Below are 19,493 nucleotides of genomic sequence, written 5' to 3'. Positions count from 1 at the left end.
CTACCGATTCCCTATTCCCCGATTCCCCATTCCCAGCGTGTCAGCGCGCCAGACGCTCATTGACCAGCGAATCCACCACCGACGGATCAGCCAGGGTCGAGGTATCGCCCAGCTGGTCCGGGGCGTTCTCGGCGATCTTGCGCAGGATGCGGCGCATGATCTTGCCCGAGCGGGTCTTGGGCAGGCCGGGGGCCCACTGCAGGTGATCCGGCGAGGCGATCGGGCCGATCTCCTTGCGCACCCAGCTCACCAGTTCCTTATGCAGTTCGTCGCTCGGAGTCTCGCCGGCGATCAGGGTGACATAGGCATAGATGCCCTGGCCCTTGACGTCGTGCGGGAAGCCGACCACGGCCGCTTCGGCAACCTTGGGGTGCGAGACCAGTGCGCTTTCCACTTCGGCGGTGCCGATACGGTGGCCGGAGACGTTGATCACATCGTCCACGCGGCCGGTGATCCAGTAATAGCCGTCAGCATCGCGCCGGCAACCGTCGCCGGTGAAATAGCTACCCGGATAGGTGCGGAAATAGGTGTCGATGAAACGCTGGTGGTCGCCATACACGCTACGCATCTGGCCCGGCCACGAATCCAGCAACACCAGATTGCCTTCGGTGGCGCCTTGCAGAATCTTGCCTTCGGCATCCACCAGCGCCGGCTGCACGCCAAAGAACGGCAGGGTGGCCGAGCCCGGCTTGAGGTCGACCGCGCCAGCCAGCGGCGAAATTAGAATGCCGCCGGTTTCGGTCTGCCACCAGGTGTCAACGATCGGGCAGCGGCTGTCGCCGACCACTTCGTAATACCAGCGCCAGGCTTCCGGATTGATCGGCTCGCCGACGCTGCCGAGCAGGCGCAGGCTCTTGCGCGAGGTCTTCTTGACCGGTTCCGCGCCATCGCGCATCAGCGCGCGAATGGCGGTGGGCGCGGTGTAGAAAATGGTGACCTGATGCTTGTCGATCACTTCCCAAAAGCGCGACACGTTCGGGTAATTGGGTACGCCTTCGAACATCACCGCGGTGGCGCCATTGGCAAGCGGGCCGTAGACGATGTAGCTGTGGCCGGTAACCCAACCCACATCCGCAGTGCACCAGTAGATGTCGTCCTCGCGCAGGTCGAACACCACTTCATGGGTGTAGCTGGCAAACAACAGATAGCCGGCGGTGGTGTGCAGCACGCCCTTGGGTTTGCCGGTGGAGCCGGACGTGTAGAGGATGAAAAGCGGGTCTTCGGCGTTCATTCGCTCGGGTTCGCACTCGGCCGGCTGGCCGTCGACCACATCATGAAACCAGCGGTCGCGCGGTGCCTGTATCTCCACCGCACCACCGGTGTGGCGCACCACCAGCACGGTTTCGACCGTGTCGGTGCCGGGAATCTTCAGCGCTGCATCGACATTGGCCTTGAGCGGAATCTTCTTGCCGCCGCGCAGGCCTTCGTCGGCGGTGATAATCAGCTTGCTCTGGCAATCGATCACGCGGTCGGCGATCGAGTTGGCAGCAAAGCCGCCGAACACCACCGAGTGCACCGCACCGATGCGCGCGCAGGCGAGCATGGCCACGGCCGCATCGACAATCATCGGCAGATAGATGGTGACCCGGTCGCCCTTCTTGACGCCCAGGTTACGCAGCGCATTGCCCAGCTTGCAGACGCGCTCGTACAACTCGCGATAGGTGACCGGGTACGACGCCGCGCCCGGGCTGTCGGGTTCGAACAGCAGCGCGGTCTTGTCGCCGCGCGTGGCCAGCTGGCGGTCCAGGCAGTTGACGCTGGCATTGAGCTCGCCATCGCCGAACCAGCGGATATGGAAGTCGTCCAGCGCATAGCTGACGTCCTTGACCTGGGTGGGTTGCTTGAACCATTCCAACCGCTGCGCGGCCTTGCCCCAGAACTGCTCGGGGTGTTCGATCGATTCGCGATACAGCGCGGCGTACTGCTCGCGCGTCACGCGCGCATCGGCGGCGAACGCGGGATCGACGGGATAAACATCTGCCATGGCACCCTCACTTGCGATGAACTTGTCGGAAGAGGGCGTTGCAGCTGCCCTCGGTAGACGATCAGTGTGCCGCATCCATTCTGTCCCGTCGGCCAACGACGCCTTAGACCATGGTCGTAACCCTCGGGAGGTGCACCAGGGCACATCCATTGCGGGCTGCAGTGCGACCATCGGTCATCTAGCAGAATGCTGCGTTGCAGCTACGACCAAAGGCGAATAGTCCGCGAAGCGCGGACTGCCTCACGCTCCGCACAGCATCGCCATCAAGCGCGAGGCCTTCATTGGAGAGAGGGTTTCATGAAACACCGTATTGCACCGCTGGTGCGCCATCCGTTGGCGGCCGCCTTGTTTGTTGCCACCATTTTGCCGGGCGTGGCGTTCGCACAGACGTCCAATGAAAAGGCACTGGAAGCGCGCATCGCCGAGCTCGAGCGTCAAGTCCAGTTGTTGGTTTCTGCGCAGCAACAGCAGCAGGGCCAGATCGCTCAGACGCAGACCCAGGTTAGCGAAGTGCGCACCTTGCAGGCACAGACGCCGCCTGCACCGGTGGTGCCTGCCGGCAAGAAGCCGATCCAGCTGACCAGCATCACACCGAACGCGTTGCCGGGGACAACGTTCCGTTACGGTGGTTTCATCAAGGCCGACTTCATGACCACCCGCACCAGCGACGGCGCATTGCCTGAAGGTGCGGTTGGGCGTTACCTGTACATCCCGACCCAGACACCGGTCGGCGGGCAAGCCTCCAGCACCGACACCGACTTCCATGCCAAGTTCTCGCGCTTCAACCTGGGCGTGGATACCGTCACAGAAAACGGCGACAAGCTCACCGGCTTCATCGAAATCGATTTCTTCGGCAATGCGCTGGCCAACCAGGTCAACAATCTCTACGGCGGCACCTTGCGGCACGCTTACATGAGCTGGAACAACTGGCTGGCCGGTCAGACCTGGTCCAACTTCATCGATCCCACGATTCTTCCGGAAGCGGCCGATATCGTCGGGCCGACCGACGGTGCGTTGTTCAGCCGTCAGACCCAGATTCGTTACACCCGCGGCGCCTTCAGCGTGTCGGCCGAAAACCCCGAGACGCTGACCACGCCGTATCAGGGTGGCAACACCATCCTGGCCTCGGACCACGGCGCGATGCCGGACCTGACCGCGCGCTACAACTGGAAGGGCACCTGGGGCACGTTCGGTTTGTCGGCCATTGCGCGTCAGTACCGCACCCGCAGCACGTTGACCAACGACACCGATTTCGGCGGCGCCATCGCCGGCGGCGGCCGCTGGATCATCAACTCCAATAACGATCTGCGTTACCAACTCAGCTACGGCGAAGGCCTGGGGCGCTATCTGGGCCTGGGCAACGGCTCGGATGTGGAGATCGATATCGACGGCAATATCCAGACCGTCAGCACAGTTGCCGGCTGGGTAGCCTGGCGCCACGACTACACCGCCAAGCTGCGTAGCACCATCATGTATTCGCGCGCGGATTACGACCACTCGCTGGCCAACACCGGCGGGCTGGCCAGCAAGTCGCAGCAGAGCATCCGCGCCAACGTGTTTTATTCGCCATTGCCGAAGGTGGATGTGGGCGCCGAGCTGATGTACGGCCGGCGCGAAGCCGAAAACGGCGACAGCGGCGACATCTCGCGGCTGCAGTTCACCACCAAGTACAGCTTCTAAGTTGCTGCCACCGGCGGCCTGCTCCATTGCGGTGGAGCGGGCGTCGCATCCTTCGTTTTACCAGCGCTCTACCAGGAGACAGACCATGACCGTCTCGAATGAAGCGTTGATCGCCAAGATCGACGCCAATCCGAAGTACCACGCACTCAAGCGTCAGCGAAATACGCTGGGCTGGACACTCACCGTGCTGATGTTGCTAGCCTATTACGGCTACATCGGCCTGATCGCGTTCGACAAGGAATTCCTCGCCAAGCCGATCGGTGCCGGCGTGACCTCGATCGGCATTCCGATCGCGATCGGGGTGATGATGTTCACCATCGTCATTACCGCTATCTACGTGCGTCGCGCCAACAGTACTTACGACCAGCTGACCGCGCAGATCCTGGAGGAAGCCCGCAAATGAGCAAGTATTCGCGCCTTCTTCTGATACTTGCCGGTCTGCTGCCTGCCGGCATCGCACTGGCAGCCGGCGGTGACATGGGCCAGGTCGACAAGCAACCCACCAACTGGGTGGCAATCGGCATGTTCGGCTTCTTCGTGCTGGGCACCTTGTGGATCACCAAGTGGGCGGCGGCCAAGACCAAGTCGGCCGCTGACTTCTATACCGCCGGCGGTGGCATCACCGGCTTCCAGAATGGCCTGGCGATCGCCGGCGACTTCATGTCGGCGGCTTCGTTCCTGGGTATTACCGCTGCGGTGATGGCCAACGGCTACGACGGTCTGATCTATGCGATCGGCTTTCTGGTCGGCTGGCCCATCTTGACCTTCCTGATGGCAGAACGCCTGCGCAACCTCGGCAAGTACACCTTCGCCGACGTGGCCGGTTACCGCTTCGCGCCGACCGCGATCCGTAGCTTTGCGGCGTCGGGCACGCTGGTGGTAGTGCTGTTCTATCTGATCGCACAGATGGTCGGCGCCGGTGCGTTGATCAAGTTGCTGTTCGGCCTGGACTACTGGGTGGCGGTGACCCTGGTCGGCGTGCTGATGATGATCTACGTGCTGTTCGGCGGCATGACTGCAACCACCTGGGTGCAGATCATCAAGGCCGTGCTGCTGCTGACCGGCGTGACCTTCATGGCCGTGGCCATCATGTGGCACTTCAACTTCAGCTTCGAGGCGCTGTTTGCCGAGGGCGTGCGGGTGAAGACCGCCATTGCGGCCAACGGCGGTGCATCGCCGGAGGACGCGGCAAAAGCAGGTCTGGCGATCATGGGCCCGGGTGGCTTCGTGAAGGACCCGATTTCGGCGATTTCCTTCGGTATGGCGCTGATGTTCGGCACCGCCGGCCTGCCGCACATCCTGATGCGCTTCTTCACCGTTCCCGATGCCAAGCAGGCACGCAAGTCGGTGCTGTGGGCGACCACCTGGATCGGCTACTTCTACATCCTGATCTTCATCATTGGCTTCGGTGCCATCGCACTGGTGTTGACCAACCCGCAGTTCGCCGATGTTGCCACCGGCACCATCCACGGCGGCAAGGGTGCGGCCAACATGGCGGCGGTGCTGGTCGGCAATGCAGTGGGCGGCAACGTGTTCATGGGCTTCATCTCGGCGGTGGCCTTCGCCACCATCCTGGCGGTGGTTGCGGGCCTGACCCTGTCCGGCGCCTCGGCGGTGTCGCATGACCTGTATGCCACGGTGATCAAGAAGGGCAACCCGGCACCTGGCTCCGAGCTCAAGGTCTCGCGTGCCACCACCCTGGTGCTGGGCGTGATCGCGGTGCTGCTGGGCATCGTGTTCGAGAAGCAGAACGTGGCCTTCATGGTGTCGCTGGCATTCGCCATCGCCGCCTCGGCCAACTTCCCGGTGCTGATCCTGTCGTTGTTGTGGAAGAACTGCACCACCCGTGGCGCAGTGGCCGGTGGTTTCCTGGGCCTGATCTCGTCGCTGGTGCTGACGATCCTGTCGCCATCGGTGTGGGTGGACACGCTGGGCAATGCGGCCGGCTCGGCGCCGTTCCCGTACACCTCGCCGGCGTTGTTCTCGATGACGATTGGCTTTGTCGGCATTTGGTTGTTCTCGGTGCTGGATCGCAGCCCGCAGGCCGCCAACGAACGCGCAGCGTTCAAGGCGCAGCAGATCCGTGCCGAAACCGGCCTGGGTGCCAGCAGTGCGTCCGGTCACTGATCGACCAGCGTCATTGTTGGTGTGATCGCAAGCGCCGGCCCAGTGCCGGCGTTCTGCGTTTTTGACAACGCTGCCGCATGTTTGGCGAAACGGCCCGGCAATCGCGAGACGGTGCCAGGGCGCTGCTGGCCTGCGTGTCCGGAATCTGTTGGTGACCGAGCACCGTTGAGTTGCTGCGGGCAAGCCGCGCCCGGTGCCGCATCTGCACCTCGTCTTCGCGGTCATCGCGCCGGAGCAGGCGAAACCTGCGGCCTTGCCTGCCACATCGTCGACATTCGTTCGCTCGGTGCGCCATCTCTGCGCACCGGTAGCAAACCGCCATCTCGTCGAAGAAATTAAGTCATCGAAAGTAAGTAAATTTCCCGCCGAGTCGACCGCCGATCACGGCCGGCTCGCCCTCGCTCACTGCCTTGGTCGGTGGAGTGAGGGCGCGGTCCGGCGAATGCATCGATGGTGTCGACCCATCGGTCCTCGTCATCAGTGCTGCACCTTCCTTCCTTCTGGAGACGAGAGACATGACGACTTCTTGTAAGACCCATCCGCTGGCCCGTGCATGCAGGCTCGTTGGAACGCTTGCGCTATTGGCAGCCCTGCCACAGTTGGCGATGGCGGCCTGTAACGACTCCACCGCAAATAAAATGGATGCCATCCTGTTCAATAGCGCCAATAAAACGACGGTGCTGGCGCATCGCGGCCTGTGGGGAAGCTATTCTGGAATCCGCGATATGCCGGAGAATTCGCGCGGCGCGTTGCAGGCTGCTAATGACCAGTGCATGGATGGCGTGGAGTTGGACGTCAAGCTCACCAGCGACGGTGTGCCGGTCCTGTTGCACGACTACAACCTTGGCCGTACCACCACGGTGTGGCAGCAGCATCCAGGCGTTAAATACGACCCGATCACCAATCAGGGCGTGAACCCATCCATCCTGGTGACGCCCTGGTCGCAGGTCGGTTCACTTTTTCTGCTGAGTCCAGACCGCAGAACCATCTCCGCCTATCACGTGCCGCGGGTCGATGAGGTGTTCACCTATTACAGGCAGCACAACCTGCGCGTACCGATGGTGTTCGACATCAAGGATGCGGCCACGGTACGCGCCGTCCGCAGGGCAGCCGAAGACGCGTTCGGTGTTGCGTCCGGCACCTATGTTGCCGCCAAGGTCAATGCAACGCTGTACACCAGCCGCGCTGCCTACCGTGCCGACGGGAGCGGCATGGTCGGTATTCCGGTCTTCACCACAAACATGCTCGGCAAGATCAACGTGCGCCAGACGATCTCGGCGTGGATGAACGACGGCCAGCAGACGATGGAAATCAACGTCAAGCAGCTCGGTGGCTTGTTGCAAAGCGATGCCGACTTCATTCGTGAGCGCGGCTATCGCGTCGGTGTGTTTCAGGCCATTCCCGACGGTCCGTATGCCGGCAAGTTCTATCAAAACAGCGGCGCGTGCTGCTACGCCTTGTCGGATCTGTATTTCTCCTACTCGGGCGGCCGCGACACGGCTGACAATCGCGGCAGTCTGGATTTCATCACGCGCGACGAGGACTTCCGCCTGATCACCACCGATGACCCGAAGGGCGCCATCGCTTATCTGCGTGCGCGCGGCAAGCACGAATAACGCATGCATCTGGTTGGCCCACGGGCCGAACCCGACGGCGGCGCTGACCGCCGTCGGTTCTTGTCTAACGGAGGTTGTCGTATGGTTTCCACACGTGTGTTGCCTGCCGCGCTAGCGGCGAGCCTGATCTTCTGCGTGGCAGTGGCGCAGGCCGCCACTGCCGCATCCGATGTCCGCAGCAACCAGGCACCGGTGCTGCAGATCGGCAAACAATCGCTCGATGCGCAGGAGTACCGCGCGCTTGCGCTGGCCGGCCTGCCACAGGATTTCAATCCGGCCAGTGCGGCCGACCCGGAGTTTGTGCGCGAATTCGCCGATCGCCTGTTGCTGGTGGAGCAGGCCCGGCGCGTGCATTTGCAGGACGACCCGGTCGTGGCCGCACGGATCCGTCAGGCGACCGATGCGATCCTGGCCAAGGCCGTGCAGACGCGTGCACGCGAAAGCGCGCGTATCGATGCTTCGCAGATAAAAGCGCAATTCGATGCGCACCCACACGATTACGATGAAGTGCACTTGAGTCATTTGTTCGTGGCGTTGAAGCCGCAGGGTGAGGCGCGGCGTGGTACGCCCCTGACCGATGCTCAGGCGCTAGCCCGGGCGCAGCGCCTGAAGCAACAGCTGGAGTCCGGTACACCGTTTGCCGAACTGGCGATGCGCGAATCCGACGATGGCAGTACTGCGGCCGAAGGCGGCGAACTGTCGCCGATTTTCCTGCGCAATGTGGCGGATGCGTTTGTCGCGCCGGTGCAGGATCTGGCAGTGGGGCAGGTGTCGGCCCCAGTGCGTGGCCCGGAGGGTTACCACCTGATCCGTGTCGATGCGCGGCGACCGGCAACCCTGGACAGCGCACGTGGACAGATCGAGGTGCAATTGCGCGACCAGGCGGCCGCCGACGCATTGGAACAGCTGCGTCAGGCCAACCCGGTGCGCTTCGATCACGCCGCGCTGGAAGCGGCGTTGCGTTGAGGCGGGTTAGCTGATGACAAGCCCACTGCAAACGGCGCATGGGCTTGGCGACCGATCAGCCTGGCCATGGCGGGGCATGGTTGTGGCGATCGTGGCGGTGCTGGTGCTGGCGTTTAGTGCGTGGTCGCTGCACGCGTCGCATGCACCCCAAGCGCCGCGCGTGCAGGATCGCACCATGACGCCGAGCGCCCCATCGATTGCCCCCCGATCACGCCAGGCATCCAACAGCGCATCGCCCAGCTTGTTCGACAACGCGATGCAGCAACGTGCCTGCCGCGAACGTCAGCACGAACAGGCTGCGCAGATTGCGCGCGGTGCGGTGAGTGCCGCAGGGTTGTCTGGTCGTGCCGGATGCGTGGCGGGCACGCCGTTGCAGATCGAGGCGATGCTCCGTACCGCCGCCGCGCGCGGCGATGTGGATGCCCAGCGCTATCTGCTGGCGCAACGCGCGGCCGACCTGATGCAGCGCGCTGTGGCGGCAGCGCCTACGCGCACGCAGCCAACCTTGTCGCCGGATGCAGAGCGCGAGGTGGCTGTCATCGTGAGCGAACTGGAAGCGCTGGCATTGGCAGGTCACCGCGATGCCATCGATACCTTGGCGCAAGAATCGCCGCTGCTGCATGCGCCCGACCCGGTCTATGCGGCGGCGTGGCGACTTGCCGCACGCCAGCCGCCGGGGCGAGCGCTGGAGGCGACTGCGCCACTGCAGGCCGAGGACGAAGTGTTGGACGCGCTTGCTCAACAGCAGCAGCAACAAGCGCGCACGCTGGCGGTGGAGCTATTCGACGATTGCTGCCGCCACCTGCGGCAACGACGAAATGACAGCGATGCTGCCGCTAACCAGAGCGCGTATCTCTCATCGCAGCAAGGGCGCTAGCCGCGTAGGCAGCATCCGCCTCAGCGGAAGTAACGCGCCTGCAATGGCAAGGTCGCCGCGCCAATCGCGCAGGCATCGGCAGGCGCTTCGGCCGGAAGCAGCACCGGCATCGGGCGGGATTGGCCGCGCCGTGGCAGATTGTCGATCTGCACCGCCGCGATCAGACGTCGCGCCAGATCGCATGGCAGGCGTCCGCCAAACACGATGGCTTCGGGGTCGCACACGGCCGTGATGGCCGAAATGATCAACGACAGCCCCGGCGCGCTGCGGACGATCCAGCGCTCGATCGCCGGCCAGGCCGGATCGTAAGCGGCCAGCAATCTGCGCACATCGGCAAAGATCACGCCGTCTTCGGCCAGCAGTTCACGCAGCAATTCCAGGGTGGCGCGTTCCAGCTTCTGCGCAGGCAACATGCCGGCAAATTCGCCGGCATTGCCGCGTGCCCCCCGCATGACTTGGCCGTCGATGACCAAGCCGCCGCCCAGTCCGTAACTCAAATACAGATACGCGAAATCGCGATGGCGTTGGCCCACGCCCAGCATTGCCTCGCCAGCGGCGGCAACGCTGCCGTCGTTATCCATCCATACCGGTTGCCCGAACGCCTCGGCCAGCCACGGGCACAGTGCGATCTGGCCCAGGGCGCGCAGCGGTTCGGGCGGATTGATGAAAGCATCCTCGCCGGTGAAGAACCCGGTCATCGCTACGCCGATGCCCAGGCGTGGGCCGGCATCGTCTACGCGTGCCAGCAACGCCGCATCGGCCGCCTGCAGCTGGGTGAGCACGCCGTACAAGGTGGTGTCGGTCAGCGCGACCTCGCTGACGGCGAGCACTGCTCCGGAAAAATCCACCAATGCTAGGGTCAGCACATCGGTGGCGATGGAAATACCCAGCGTGTGCCCGTAGGCCGGATTCAGCGACACCGCCATGCCCGGCTTTCCTCGCCCGCTACGCGCCACCGCCTCACCCATCTGCACCATGCCGCGCGCCTGCAGACCTTCGATCAGCCGCACTGCGGTCTGCACAGTCAGCCCGCTGCCGCGGCTAAAGTCGGCACGGGTGAGCACACCGGCCAGACGCAGGCGGTCGAGCATGTCGCGCTCGTTAAGGCTCAGGCTCGGGAACGCAGGCGAATGCGGCGGCAACGCGACGGCAACTGATGACGGCATGGTTCGCTGTGTCATAGAGGTAGCGCTAGCTTACCCACTTCGGCCGAGCTAATTAATTCACAGTAAGTTATTGAACTGATAGCCACCGTCACTTGCAGATGACAACGTTATGCTTCGCTCACGGGCACCAATTGCCCCTCATCGGTGCCACCTGCGAGTAGGCGCCAACCCGGCGCGCCAAGCCGCACGGCTACCCGAACCACGGAGGGCACGCGCCTGGGCGGGCTGCACGCGCCCGGCCCATATTCATAACGGCATCGCGGGCGCGGATGTCCCCTGCTCTAGAACGCATGGCCCACGCCCTGAGGCCCGGCACATGGCGCGGTACCATTGGTGGTTTGAACCTCGGTCCGCGCCATGAAGATTGCCTCCTGGAACGTCAACTCGCTCAACGTGCGTCTGCCGCACCTGCAACAGTGGCTCACCGCATTCGCGCCGGACGTGGTGGGGATCCAGGAAACCAAGCTGGAAGATCATAAGTTTCCGGACGCAGCGCTGGCAGAGCTGGGCTACCGCAGCGTGTTTTGCGGGCAGAAAACCTACAACGGCGTCGCCATCCTATCGCGCTCGCCGGCGCTGGACGTGCAGACGGGCATCCCCGGCTTCGACGACGTACAGCAGCGCGTCATCGCCGCCACGGTCGATGGCGTGCGCATCATCAATCTGTATGTGGTCAACGGCCAGGACGTGGGCACCGACAAGTACGCCTACAAGTTGCGCTGGCTGGCTGCAGCGCATGACTGGATCGCGCAGCAGCTGCAAACGTATCCACAGCTGGTGGTGCTGGGCGACTTCAACATCGCCCCGGATGCGCGTGACGTGCACGATGCGACGGTGTGGAACGAGCACCACATCCTCACCTCGACCGACGAGCGCGCCGCGCTGGAAAAACTGCTGGCGCTGGGTCTGCACGATGCATTCCGGCTGCATCCCCAAGCAGCGGAGCAGTTCAGTTGGTGGGATTACCGCCAGGCCGGTTTCCGCCGCAATCTCGGCCTGCGCATCGACCTGACGCTGGTGTCCGATGCCTTGCGCACGCGCGCCGTGGAGTCGGGCATCGACCGCGAACCGCGCACGTGGGAGCGCCCCAGTGACCACGCGCCGGCATGGGTACGGCTGGCGGAGGCGGGCGCATGAGTGGTCGGCATCTGCGTCGCAGCACGCACAAGGTAGGCGATGTCACGCTGGGACCGGTGCATCGTCTGAGTTGCCACTGCGGTGCAGTGCAAATCGATCTGGATCTACCGCACGGCCTGCTGGATCCGCGCCGTTGCGACTGTTCGATGTGCCGCCGGCGTGGCGCCATTGTCGCGTCGGTTCCGCTCGATGGCCTGCATGTGCTGCAGGGCGAAGACGTGCTGCGGCTGTATCAGTTCAACACGCAGACGGCAGCGCATTATTTCTGCGGTGTGTGCGGCATTTACACGCATCACCGGCGCCGCTCCAACCCCAACGAATACGGCTACAACGTCGGCTGCCTTGAAGGCGTCAATCCATATGCCTTGAACATTGCCGTGCCGGTGGAAGACGGCGTGCACCATCCGGCCGATCGGGCTGCGGTGGATGTCTAAAACGAGAACGCCCGGGCGAGCCCGGGCGTTGAACAACGCGACATCTGTCTAACGCAATGCGTTAGCGCAGGCGGCCACGGGTTACCAGATTGACGATGGCCAGCAGGATCACCGCACCCACCAGCGACCACACGAAGGTCCACAGCGTGATGGCCTGATTGATGCCGCCGCCAAACAGGAAACCAGCGATCAGCGCACCCACAATGCCGACCACCACATTGAGGATGATGCCTTGCTGCGCATCGCGACGCATGATGATGCTGGCAAGCCAACCCACGATGCCGCCGACGATCAACCAGATGATGATGCCGATGTTGCTGATCTCCTTGTTCGCGTGCACCGGAAGTGGTGCATGGACGCCATTCAACGCAGCCGCGCGTGAAGCAGCTGTCGAGCGCGATGGCCAAGTGTTTGGCTTGGTGCACAGCGCGTGACAGCGCACGCAAGTTGGCGGGTTGGTCCGGTGCAGCTGTGGCTGCGCCCGCACCGGCACGGCGAACGCGGCGAGCCGCAGGCGCGTCAGTTACTTGGCCCGGCGCTGGGCATCGACCCGGCGCTGGTGCCATTGCAGCGCGATGCACGCGGGCGTCCCTCGCTGCAGCCGGCGCTGCCTAACTGCGACACCGGCTGGAGCCATAGCGGCGAGTATCTGCTGGTGGGGCTGGGCGAGGGCGTGCGGCTGGGTGTGGATCTGGAGCGCATCCGCGCGCGTCCGCGTGTGCTGGAGATCGCGCAACGCTTCTTCCATCCCGACGAAATCGCCTTGCTCACCGCGCTGGCGCCGGACGCACAGCACGCGTTGTTCTTCCGGCTGTGGTGCGCCAAGGAAGCCTTGCTCAAGGCGTATGGGCATGGCCTGTCATTCGGCCTGCATCGGCTTGCGTATGCACTCACGCTCGATGGTGCGCTGCACCTGCAGTGGTGCGATCCGGAGCTTGGCCAGGCCGCGCAATGGCAGTTGCACGAATGGTGGGCTGCACCGGAGTGTCGCGCCGCGTTGGCGTTCTATCCATTGGCGGGCGTGTAAGCCGGCCGCCGTGCGTGATTACGCCACACCGTGCGGCAGAATCGGCTGACGAAACTGCGCCACGCCATCCAGGTCGCGCAGGGTCACCGTAAGCACGCCGCTGCGTCCATCGATCTCCACGTCTTCCACCGTCAGTTCGGCCGGGATCGGGTTGTCGGCATAGATGGTGTCGCCGCTGTGGAGGAAGAAATCCGGATTGCGTTCGCGCATCGCGTTGTAGATACGCATGCCGCCGATATCCGGATTGATGCCGAAGCCCTGGCCGACCGTGTCTCCGCTCCAGACAAAGCGGACATCGCCACGCACCTGCGGTGCACTGCGCAGGTGGCCGTGGACGGGCGCGCTCAACACACCGCTGTCGGCATCTTCGAAACGCACGCGATAGAAGATGTCCTGGTTGCGTGGTAGGCCGCTCAGGTCCGCACGTGCGGTGAAGTCGTGCGCCGCCGATGCGATCGTGCCTTCCACGCGCCGCGCCTGACGCAGGCTTGGGCGGGTGTCCCATTCCACCCGCAACCGCGCCGGGCGATTGGCGCGGCTCCACAGCATCGCGCGGCCATCCAGCACATCGCCGCCCTGCACCCCGTCGGTGATGGTCGGCCCCAGACGGGGCTGGCAACGGTCTCGTCCTGGCGCACGATGGTGCGCATGTTTGGGTCGCTGCCACCTGCCAACGCATCGGCACCGCTGCGCGCAGGCCGCCGCGTCCGTCCGGGTCCAGCGGGCGGGGGGCCAGCCGCGTCCAGCTCACAAAGCCGTCGGCCAGCGGGTCGCCTGCCGCCACGCCCAGGGTGAAAGGGTCGGTACTGCCGCTGGCGCGTGCGAAGGGGCTAAGCAGCCCGGCTGCAGCCAGAGTGGCGCCAGCGATGAGGATGCGCCGGCGGCTGGGATCCGGTGGAGCGAGCGTGGCAGCGGAGTCAGGCAGGGGTGAGGCGGTAGACGGGTCGATCACAGGCATGGACAACAAGGCAGGGGAGCGGACGCAACCATGCTGCGGTCGCGTCATGTCAGTTTTTGCGTCAGCTAGTGCAGCCCACCTGCCGATCTATTCATGCAGCTGCGGTCACTGGAAGTGCGGGCGTCGCGCGGCAGGTGGACTAGGGGCCTAGGCAGCCACGCCATCCCTCGCCGCACCGCCTTCATCGGTACGCGCATGCCCGCCAGCCCAGCTGCGATAATCGCGCCATGAACGATGCCGCACTTGCCCCCGATGTCTCTGCCGCGCTCGAACGCGGCCTGCAGTCCCAATCCCTGGATGCGGCCTTCGCCGCGCCGCTGCTGCGCTACCTGGCCCTGCTGGTGCGCTGGAACAAGACCTACAACCTCACCGCCGTGCGCGACCCGCGCGAGATGGTTACCCGCCATCTGCTCGATTCGCTGGCCATGCAGCCCTACATCGCCAGCGGCACTCTGGCCGACCTGGGCACCGGCCCCGGCTTGCCCGGCATCCCCTTGGCGATCACCCGCCCGCAGCTGCAGGTAACGCTGGTGGAAAGCAACGGCAAGAAGGCGCGCTTCATGCGCGAAGCCTTGCGCCATCTGGAGCTGCGCAACGCCCGCGTGGCCGAATCGCGCGCCGAAGCGCTGGACGAGCCGGCGGCCTACGACCACCTCACCGCGCGCGCGCTGGACACGCTGGCCGGCATCATCGCCGTCGGCGGCCACCTGCTGCGCCCGGGCGGCAGCCTGCTGGCGATGAAGGGTGTCTATCCGCACGAAGAAATCGCCGCATTGCCCGAAGGCTGGACGATGAGCGAGGTACACCCGCTGCAGGTGCCCGGCCTGGAGGGTGAGCGGCATCTGGTGGTGGTGCGCAAGGCCTGAGCCGAAGCCGCGTTCGGCCGATCTCAAGTGGCCCGCACTCCAACCCTCTCCCCGAGAGGGCAAGCTCTCGCGAAGGAGGAGTTCAACGCCGCTCTCGTCAGGGACTGTCAGTTCCTCCGCCCGACGCGAGGTGGCCTGTTGCCTTCGACACGCCCAGCAAGTCCCTTCCCGCTGCAGGGGAAGGGACTTTGGCGGATGGGGGCATTAACCGACGCGCCCCTGCCATATCAGGCCAGCCGTTGACACGCCTGCCAGACCAGGGCAACAGCCCGCGTTGGGACTTCCGGCCCATGGCAGCGTGCCCGGGTGCTGCCATGATCGGGCGTTCGCTCCAGATCAGGCTTTCCGCACGTGACCTCTCCGCTCGCCGCCGCACTCTCGCTCGCCCTGCTGGGCGCAGGCTTCGCCGCCACCTCGGCGTACGCCGCCACGCCGCCTGCTGCGGCCACGCTCACTGCCGAAGCACCCGCCGACGCGCGCTTCCGCGCCATCTATGAAAAAGAATGGGCCTGGCGCCAGGCCGAGACCGGTCAGGCCGACGAAGACAGCGACACCACCGGCGACAACACGCATCTGCCCGATGTCAGCGCGGCCGCGCAGCAGGCGCGTCTGGCGATATGGGACGGCGTACTCAAGCAGCTCGACGGCATCGACCCGAAGCAGCTCTCGCCGGCCAACCAGATCAACTTCGCCATCTACCGCCCGCAGGTGGAGAACCTGGCGGCCGAAGTGCGTCTGCGCCTGTACGAAATGCCGTTCAATTCGGATACCTCGTTCTGGTCGAATCTGGGCTTCATGGCGCAGCGGCCGATGAAGACCGCGGCCGAGTACCGCGCCTACATCGCGCGCCTCAACGATGTACCGCGTTACTTCGACCAGCAGACGGTCAACATGCGCGCCGGCCTGGCACGCGGATTCAGCGTGCCGCGCGCCGTGCTCGACGGGCGCGATGTGTCCATCGCCACCGTGGCTGATGTCAAAGACCCCACCGAATCGACTTTCTACGCGCCGTTCAAGCAGCTGCCTGCGCAGATTCCCGCCGCCGAGCAAGCGCAATTGCGCGAACAGGCCAGGGCGGCGTTGCGCACTGCCGTCCTTCCGGCGTACAGCAAGCTGTTGACCTTTTTCCGCAACGACTACATGCCCAAGGCGCGCACCACGCTTGCCGCCGAAGCATTGCCCGACGGCAAGGCGTTCTATCGCCAGCAGATTCGCGAATACACCACGCTGGAGTTGAGTCCCGAGCAGATCCACCAGATCGGCCTGGACGAAGTGGCGCGCATCCAGACCCAGATGAACGCCATCATCCAGCAGGTGGGTTTCAAGGGCAGCTTCGCGCAGTTCCTGACCTTCCTGCGCACCGACCCGCAGTTCTACGCCAAGACCCCGCAGGAGTTGCTCGATCGCGCCGCATGGATTTCCAAGCGCGTGGACGGTCAGGTCGGCAAGTTCATCGGCACGCTGCCGCGCGGGCGCTTCACCATCAAGCCGGTGCCCGACGATATCGCCCCGTTCTGGACCGCTGGCCGCGGTGGCGCCACCACCTACTGGGTCAATACCTACAACCTGCCGTCGCGGCCGCTGTACAACCTGCCGGCGCTGACCTTGCACGAGTCCTCGCCCGGTCATTCGCTGCAGGGGTCGCTGGCGCTGGAGCAGGGCGAGCAACCGGCGTTCCGGCGCGAGAACTACATTTCCGCCTACGGTGAAGGCTGGGCGCTGTACACCGAAAAGCTCGGCCAGGAGATGGGCATCTACGAAACCCCGTACGAAGCGTTCGGCCGGCTCACCTACGAGATGTGGCGCGCCTGCCGGTTGGTGATCGACACCGGGGTGCACCATGACGGCTGGAGCCGCGAGCAGGCACTGGCCTATCTGCGCGACCGCACCGCGCTCAGCGAGCACGAAGTCACCACCGAAGTGGACCGCTACATCTCCTGGCCCGGCCAGGCGCTGAGCTACAAGCTGGGCGAGATCACCATCGTCAAGCTGCGCGCCGAGGCTGAAAAGGAGCTGGGCGATCGCTTCGACATCAAGGCCTTCCACGATGTGGTGCTGCGCCAGGGCTCGGTCACCCTGCCGGTGCTGGAGCAGCAGGTGCGTGCCTTCATCGCCGAAAGCAAGGCGCGCCCGACAGATACCAAACCGGCCCGTCGCGCGGCGCCGTGATGCCGAGTGGACAATGACCGGTCGAAACGATCGGCGCGCAGAATTTCAACAAAGCAGTGAGCAAGCTGTCCGGCGTGGTTTCGTGCTTTCCCAGAACCGCCAGCCAACTGTCTGCTGAGGTGTCCTTGCCGATTGCGGGGCCGCTTGCGGCATGGATGCCGCCATCGAGCCCCATGGACGGGTTTACGGGGTGTCCCGCGAGCGGTGAGGCACCGCGCGCTTAAGCTTGAGTTCTTCGCGTTTGCTGCAGGGCCCTTGCCCGCTCACCATCGCGGGACACGCTGCAAGTACGTCCTTGTAAGCTCCTTGGCGGCATCCATGCCGCCAAGAGTCCCGCGACGGTGAGCGGGCAAGGACCAGTCAAGTTGGTCGGTGTGTCAGTGCAGGCGCCAGGTCCAGTTTGCTGGCTATATGACTCAGGCGCGACCAGCTTGCAGCCCAAGCGCGAAGCCTCACTGCCTTCGCATCACCAGCCGCGTTTGTAAAACCGCCGATCCACTCTCTGGTGCGGTGTCCTCGCCGATTGCGGAACCCTTGGCGGCATGGATGCCGCCATCGAGCCCCCATGGATGGGTCTACGGCGTGTCCCGCGAGCGGTGAGGGCACCGCGCGCTCGGTCACCAGGCATCTGACCTGAGCGTCCGAGTGCACAACCACGCGACACCCCCATGAAATTGTGTAACCACCCCGGCCCCTATACGCTGCGCCCATGCTGCTCCATCGCGCCCGCCTGCTGCACCCGTTGCTACGCCTGATGGCGTTGGCGGTGCTGGTCATGGGCGTGCTGGTCGCACCGGTCGCCTGCGCGCTGGGCGATGTGCATGCGCTCGCGCACGACCAAGCGCATCTGGACGACACCGCACCGCACGGCCATGACGGCGCCGAAGAGGGCGATGCCGGCGAGCGCGATGGCGCCGGCCTGCTACATGCCTTGATGCACAGCGGCTATTGCCACGGACACAGCCCGGCCATGCTGTCGGCGCTGGCCTGGGGCCCGTTGCCTGCACGCGCACACGGGCAGCCGCCCGTGCTGGTCACCGATTACCGCTCGCATCTAAGCGAGACCGGGTTGCGCCCTCCGATCGCGGCCTGACGCACCGCCGGCAGCTGCCGGCCTGTCCATCGATCCCGATTCCGGAGACACCCTCATGTGGTTGCGACTGACGGCGCTTGCCGTCTTCGCGGTTGCGTCGTGCGCCAACGCGCAAGACCTGCCGCCCAAACCCGTGCTGACCCTGGACGACGCCATTACGCGCGTTGCCCGTCAGCACCCCGACCTGCGCCTGGCCGACGGCCAACGCGCGGTCCTCACCGCCGACGCCGAGCGCGACGCACTGCGTCCGCCGTTGCGCATTGGCGCCGAACTGGAAAACGTGTTCGGCACCGGCCCCACCCGCGCGCTGGACCAGGCCGAACTCACCGTCACCCTGGCCGGCGTGCTGGAACGCGGCGGCAAGCTCGACGCCCGCCGCACCCTGGCGCAGGCGCGTATCGATGCACTGGCACCGCAACGCGCGCTGGCCCGGCTGGATGTGCTGGCCGAAGTCGCGCGGCGCTACCTGGCCATCGGCATGGCCACGCAGCGGCACGCGGTCGCGCTGGAAACGCTGGTCCAGCGCCAACGCACCGTCAGTGCCGCGCGCCAGCGGTTGCAGGCCGGCGCATCGCCCGAATCGGTGCTGCTGACAGCCCAAGCCCTGCAGGCGCGCGCAGAACTCGAACGCGACCGCGCCCAGCAGGAACTGCTCGCCGCACGCCGCCAATTGGCAGTGTTGTGGGGCGATCGCACGCCGGACTTCGGTGCGATCACTGGCGACCCGCTGCAGCTGCCGGCGATTCCCGAGTTCGAGGTGTTGGCGCAACTGCTCGACGCCACGCCGGAACTGGCACGCTTGAACGGCGAGCAGCGCGTGCGCGAGGCACGGGTGCACTTGGCACGCAGCCAGGCGCGCCCGGATCTCGACTGGCAGGTGGGCGTACGTCGGCTCGAAGGCAACGAGGCCACTGCGTTGCTCGGCAGCGTCTCGCTGGCATTGGGTAGCGCTACACGCGCGCAGCCGGAGATTCGCGCAGCCGAAGCGGAGCTGTCATTGCTGGAGATCGAACGTCAATCGCAGGCGCTGACGCTCTACACAACGCTTGCCGATGCGCATGGTCGCTACCGCGCAGCACAGCTGGACGTGACGCGCATGCGCAGCGATGTGCTGCCTGTACTCGCACGCGCCGATGCCGCTGCCGAACGCGCCTATCGCGCCGGTGCCACCAGTTATCTGGACTGGGCGCAGCTGCAGGCGCAACGCAGCGATGCGCGTCAGCAGCAACTGGCTGCCGCATTGGAAGCGCAGACCGCGTTGATCGAAATCCAGCGCCTGACCGGGCAGCCATTCGTGCGCGATCCTGCCGCGCAGGTGACGCCATGAACGTTACTTCAGTGTCGCGTTTTCGTGCGGCGTGCGAGGACCTCGTTGCAATCGCTGCATCCGCAG

Annotated in this window: 17 protein-coding genes and 1 pseudogene; 13 read left to right on the top strand and 5 right to left on the bottom strand. The window is 64.9% G+C overall.

Annotated elements, in window-relative coordinates; translation table 11 throughout:
• Positions 1-40 precede the first annotated feature (40 nt).
• The gene (acs, locus tag KWO_RS18375; RefSeq protein ID WP_010381345.1) at positions 41-1,984 is read right to left on the bottom strand and encodes an acetate--CoA ligase; all 1,944 of its coding nucleotides are present in this window, start codon (positions 1,982-1,984) and stop codon (positions 41-43) included.
• A 297-nt stretch (positions 1,985-2,281) separates the two neighbouring features.
• Here acs and KWO_RS18370 point away from each other — a divergent pair, with 297 nt between their 5' ends.
• The 6 genes from KWO_RS18370 to KWO_RS18345 all read left to right on the top strand — a co-directional run bounded on the left by KWO_RS18370 (position 2,282) and on the right by KWO_RS18345 (position 9,250).
• Positions 2,282-3,664 carry a DcaP family trimeric outer membrane transporter gene (locus KWO_RS18370; RefSeq protein WP_010381346.1) on the top strand — a complete coding sequence of 461 codons (1,383 nt, stop codon included), beginning with the start codon at positions 2,282-2,284 and terminating at the stop codon, positions 3,662-3,664.
• Between the two features lie 85 nt (positions 3,665-3,749).
• On the top strand, positions 3,750-4,067 hold the full coding sequence (locus KWO_RS18365) for a DUF485 domain-containing protein (protein ID WP_010374366.1): 318 nt from the start codon (positions 3,750-3,752) through the stop codon (positions 4,065-4,067).
• Positions 4,064-5,791 (top strand): cation acetate symporter, encoded by a 1,728-nt coding sequence (locus KWO_RS18360; protein WP_010374365.1) that lies wholly within the window; start codon positions 4,064-4,066, stop codon positions 5,789-5,791. Before KWO_RS18365 ends, KWO_RS18360 begins: the two co-directional genes overlap by 4 nt.
• A gap of 605 nt (positions 5,792-6,396) precedes the next feature.
• Positions 6,397-7,407, top strand: coding sequence for a glycerophosphodiester phosphodiesterase family protein (locus KWO_RS18355; protein ID WP_017118524.1), 1,011 nt, complete (start codon positions 6,397-6,399; stop codon positions 7,405-7,407).
• An 81-nt stretch (positions 7,408-7,488) separates the two neighbouring features.
• On the top strand, positions 7,489-8,373 hold the full coding sequence (locus tag KWO_RS18350) for a peptidylprolyl isomerase (RefSeq protein ID WP_010374360.1): 885 nt from the start codon (positions 7,489-7,491) through the stop codon (positions 8,371-8,373).
• A gap of 175 nt (positions 8,374-8,548) precedes the next feature.
• The gene (locus KWO_RS18345; RefSeq protein ID WP_026113252.1) at positions 8,549-9,250 is read left to right on the top strand and encodes a hypothetical protein; all 702 of its coding nucleotides are present in this window, start codon (positions 8,549-8,551) and stop codon (positions 9,248-9,250) included.
• A gap of 20 nt (positions 9,251-9,270) precedes the next feature.
• Here the strand turns inward: KWO_RS18345 and KWO_RS18340 are convergent, their stop codons facing one another.
• Positions 9,271-10,416, bottom strand: coding sequence for an ROK family protein (locus KWO_RS18340; RefSeq protein ID WP_017113142.1), 1,146 nt, complete (start codon positions 10,414-10,416; stop codon positions 9,271-9,273).
• Positions 10,417-10,773: 357 nt separating this feature from the next.
• On the opposite strand from KWO_RS18340, the gene xth reads away from it, so the two are divergent.
• Together xth and KWO_RS18330 are read left to right on the top strand one after the other, a co-directional pair.
• The gene (gene xth, locus KWO_RS18335) at positions 10,774-11,553 is read left to right on the top strand and encodes an exodeoxyribonuclease III (protein ID WP_010374354.1); all 780 of its coding nucleotides are present in this window, start codon (positions 10,774-10,776) and stop codon (positions 11,551-11,553) included.
• Positions 11,550-11,987 carry a GFA family protein gene (locus KWO_RS18330; RefSeq protein WP_010374352.1) on the top strand — a complete coding sequence of 146 codons (438 nt, stop codon included), beginning with the start codon at positions 11,550-11,552 and terminating at the stop codon, positions 11,985-11,987. The genes xth and KWO_RS18330 overlap by 4 nt, the downstream gene beginning before the upstream one ends.
• Before the next feature lie 61 nt (positions 11,988-12,048).
• Here the strand turns inward: KWO_RS18330 and KWO_RS18325 are convergent, their stop codons facing one another.
• A complete protein-coding gene (locus tag KWO_RS18325) occupies positions 12,049-12,300 on the bottom strand; it encodes a GlsB/YeaQ/YmgE family stress response membrane protein (protein ID WP_005914591.1) in 252 nt (83 codons plus the stop codon).
• Positions 12,301-12,417: 117 nt separating this feature from the next.
• Here KWO_RS18325 and KWO_RS18320 point away from each other — a divergent pair, with 117 nt between their 5' ends.
• The gene (locus KWO_RS18320; RefSeq protein WP_026113251.1) at positions 12,418-13,014 is read left to right on the top strand and encodes a 4'-phosphopantetheinyl transferase family protein; all 597 of its coding nucleotides are present in this window, start codon (positions 12,418-12,420) and stop codon (positions 13,012-13,014) included.
• A gap of 18 nt (positions 13,015-13,032) precedes the next feature.
• On the opposite strand, the gene KWO_RS18315 is transcribed toward KWO_RS18320, so the two are convergent.
• Both KWO_RS18315 and KWO_RS23315 read right to left on the bottom strand, forming a co-directional pair.
• Entirely contained in the window at positions 13,033-13,563 is a 531-nt protein-coding gene (locus KWO_RS18315; protein WP_174856780.1) for a PhoD-like phosphatase N-terminal domain-containing protein, read from the bottom strand.
• A gap of 50 nt (positions 13,564-13,613) precedes the next feature.
• Positions 13,614-13,972 (bottom strand): annotated as a pseudogene (locus KWO_RS23315) (PhoD-like phosphatase N-terminal domain-containing protein); the annotation flags it as partial.
• Positions 13,973-14,199: 227 nt separating this feature from the next.
• Here KWO_RS23315 and rsmG point away from each other — a divergent pair.
• The 4 genes from rsmG (at position 14,200) to KWO_RS18285 (ending at position 19,427) form a co-directional block, all read left to right on the top strand.
• On the top strand, positions 14,200-14,838 hold the full coding sequence (gene rsmG, locus KWO_RS18305) for a 16S rRNA (guanine(527)-N(7))-methyltransferase RsmG (protein WP_010374347.1): 639 nt from the start codon (positions 14,200-14,202) through the stop codon (positions 14,836-14,838).
• A 351-nt stretch (positions 14,839-15,189) separates the two neighbouring features.
• Entirely contained in the window at positions 15,190-17,007 is a 1,818-nt protein-coding gene (locus KWO_RS18300) for a DUF885 domain-containing protein (protein WP_010381363.1), read from the top strand.
• Between the two features lie 709 nt (positions 17,008-17,716).
• A complete protein-coding gene (locus KWO_RS18290) occupies positions 17,717-18,100 on the top strand; it encodes a hypothetical protein (protein ID WP_010381365.1) in 384 nt (127 codons plus the stop codon).
• A 55-nt stretch (positions 18,101-18,155) separates the two neighbouring features.
• The gene (locus tag KWO_RS18285; protein WP_010381366.1) at positions 18,156-19,427 is read left to right on the top strand and encodes a TolC family protein; all 1,272 of its coding nucleotides are present in this window, start codon (positions 18,156-18,158) and stop codon (positions 19,425-19,427) included.
• The last annotated feature ends 66 nt before the right edge of the window (positions 19,428-19,493 follow it).

This window comes from Xanthomonas vasicola pv. musacearum NCPPB 4379, assembly GCF_000277895.2.
Lineage (GTDB): Bacteria > Pseudomonadota > Gammaproteobacteria > Xanthomonadales > Xanthomonadaceae > Xanthomonas > Xanthomonas vasicola.
Note: the sequence above shows the minus strand (reverse complement) of the source record. Positions and strands in the feature narration are given on the sequence as shown.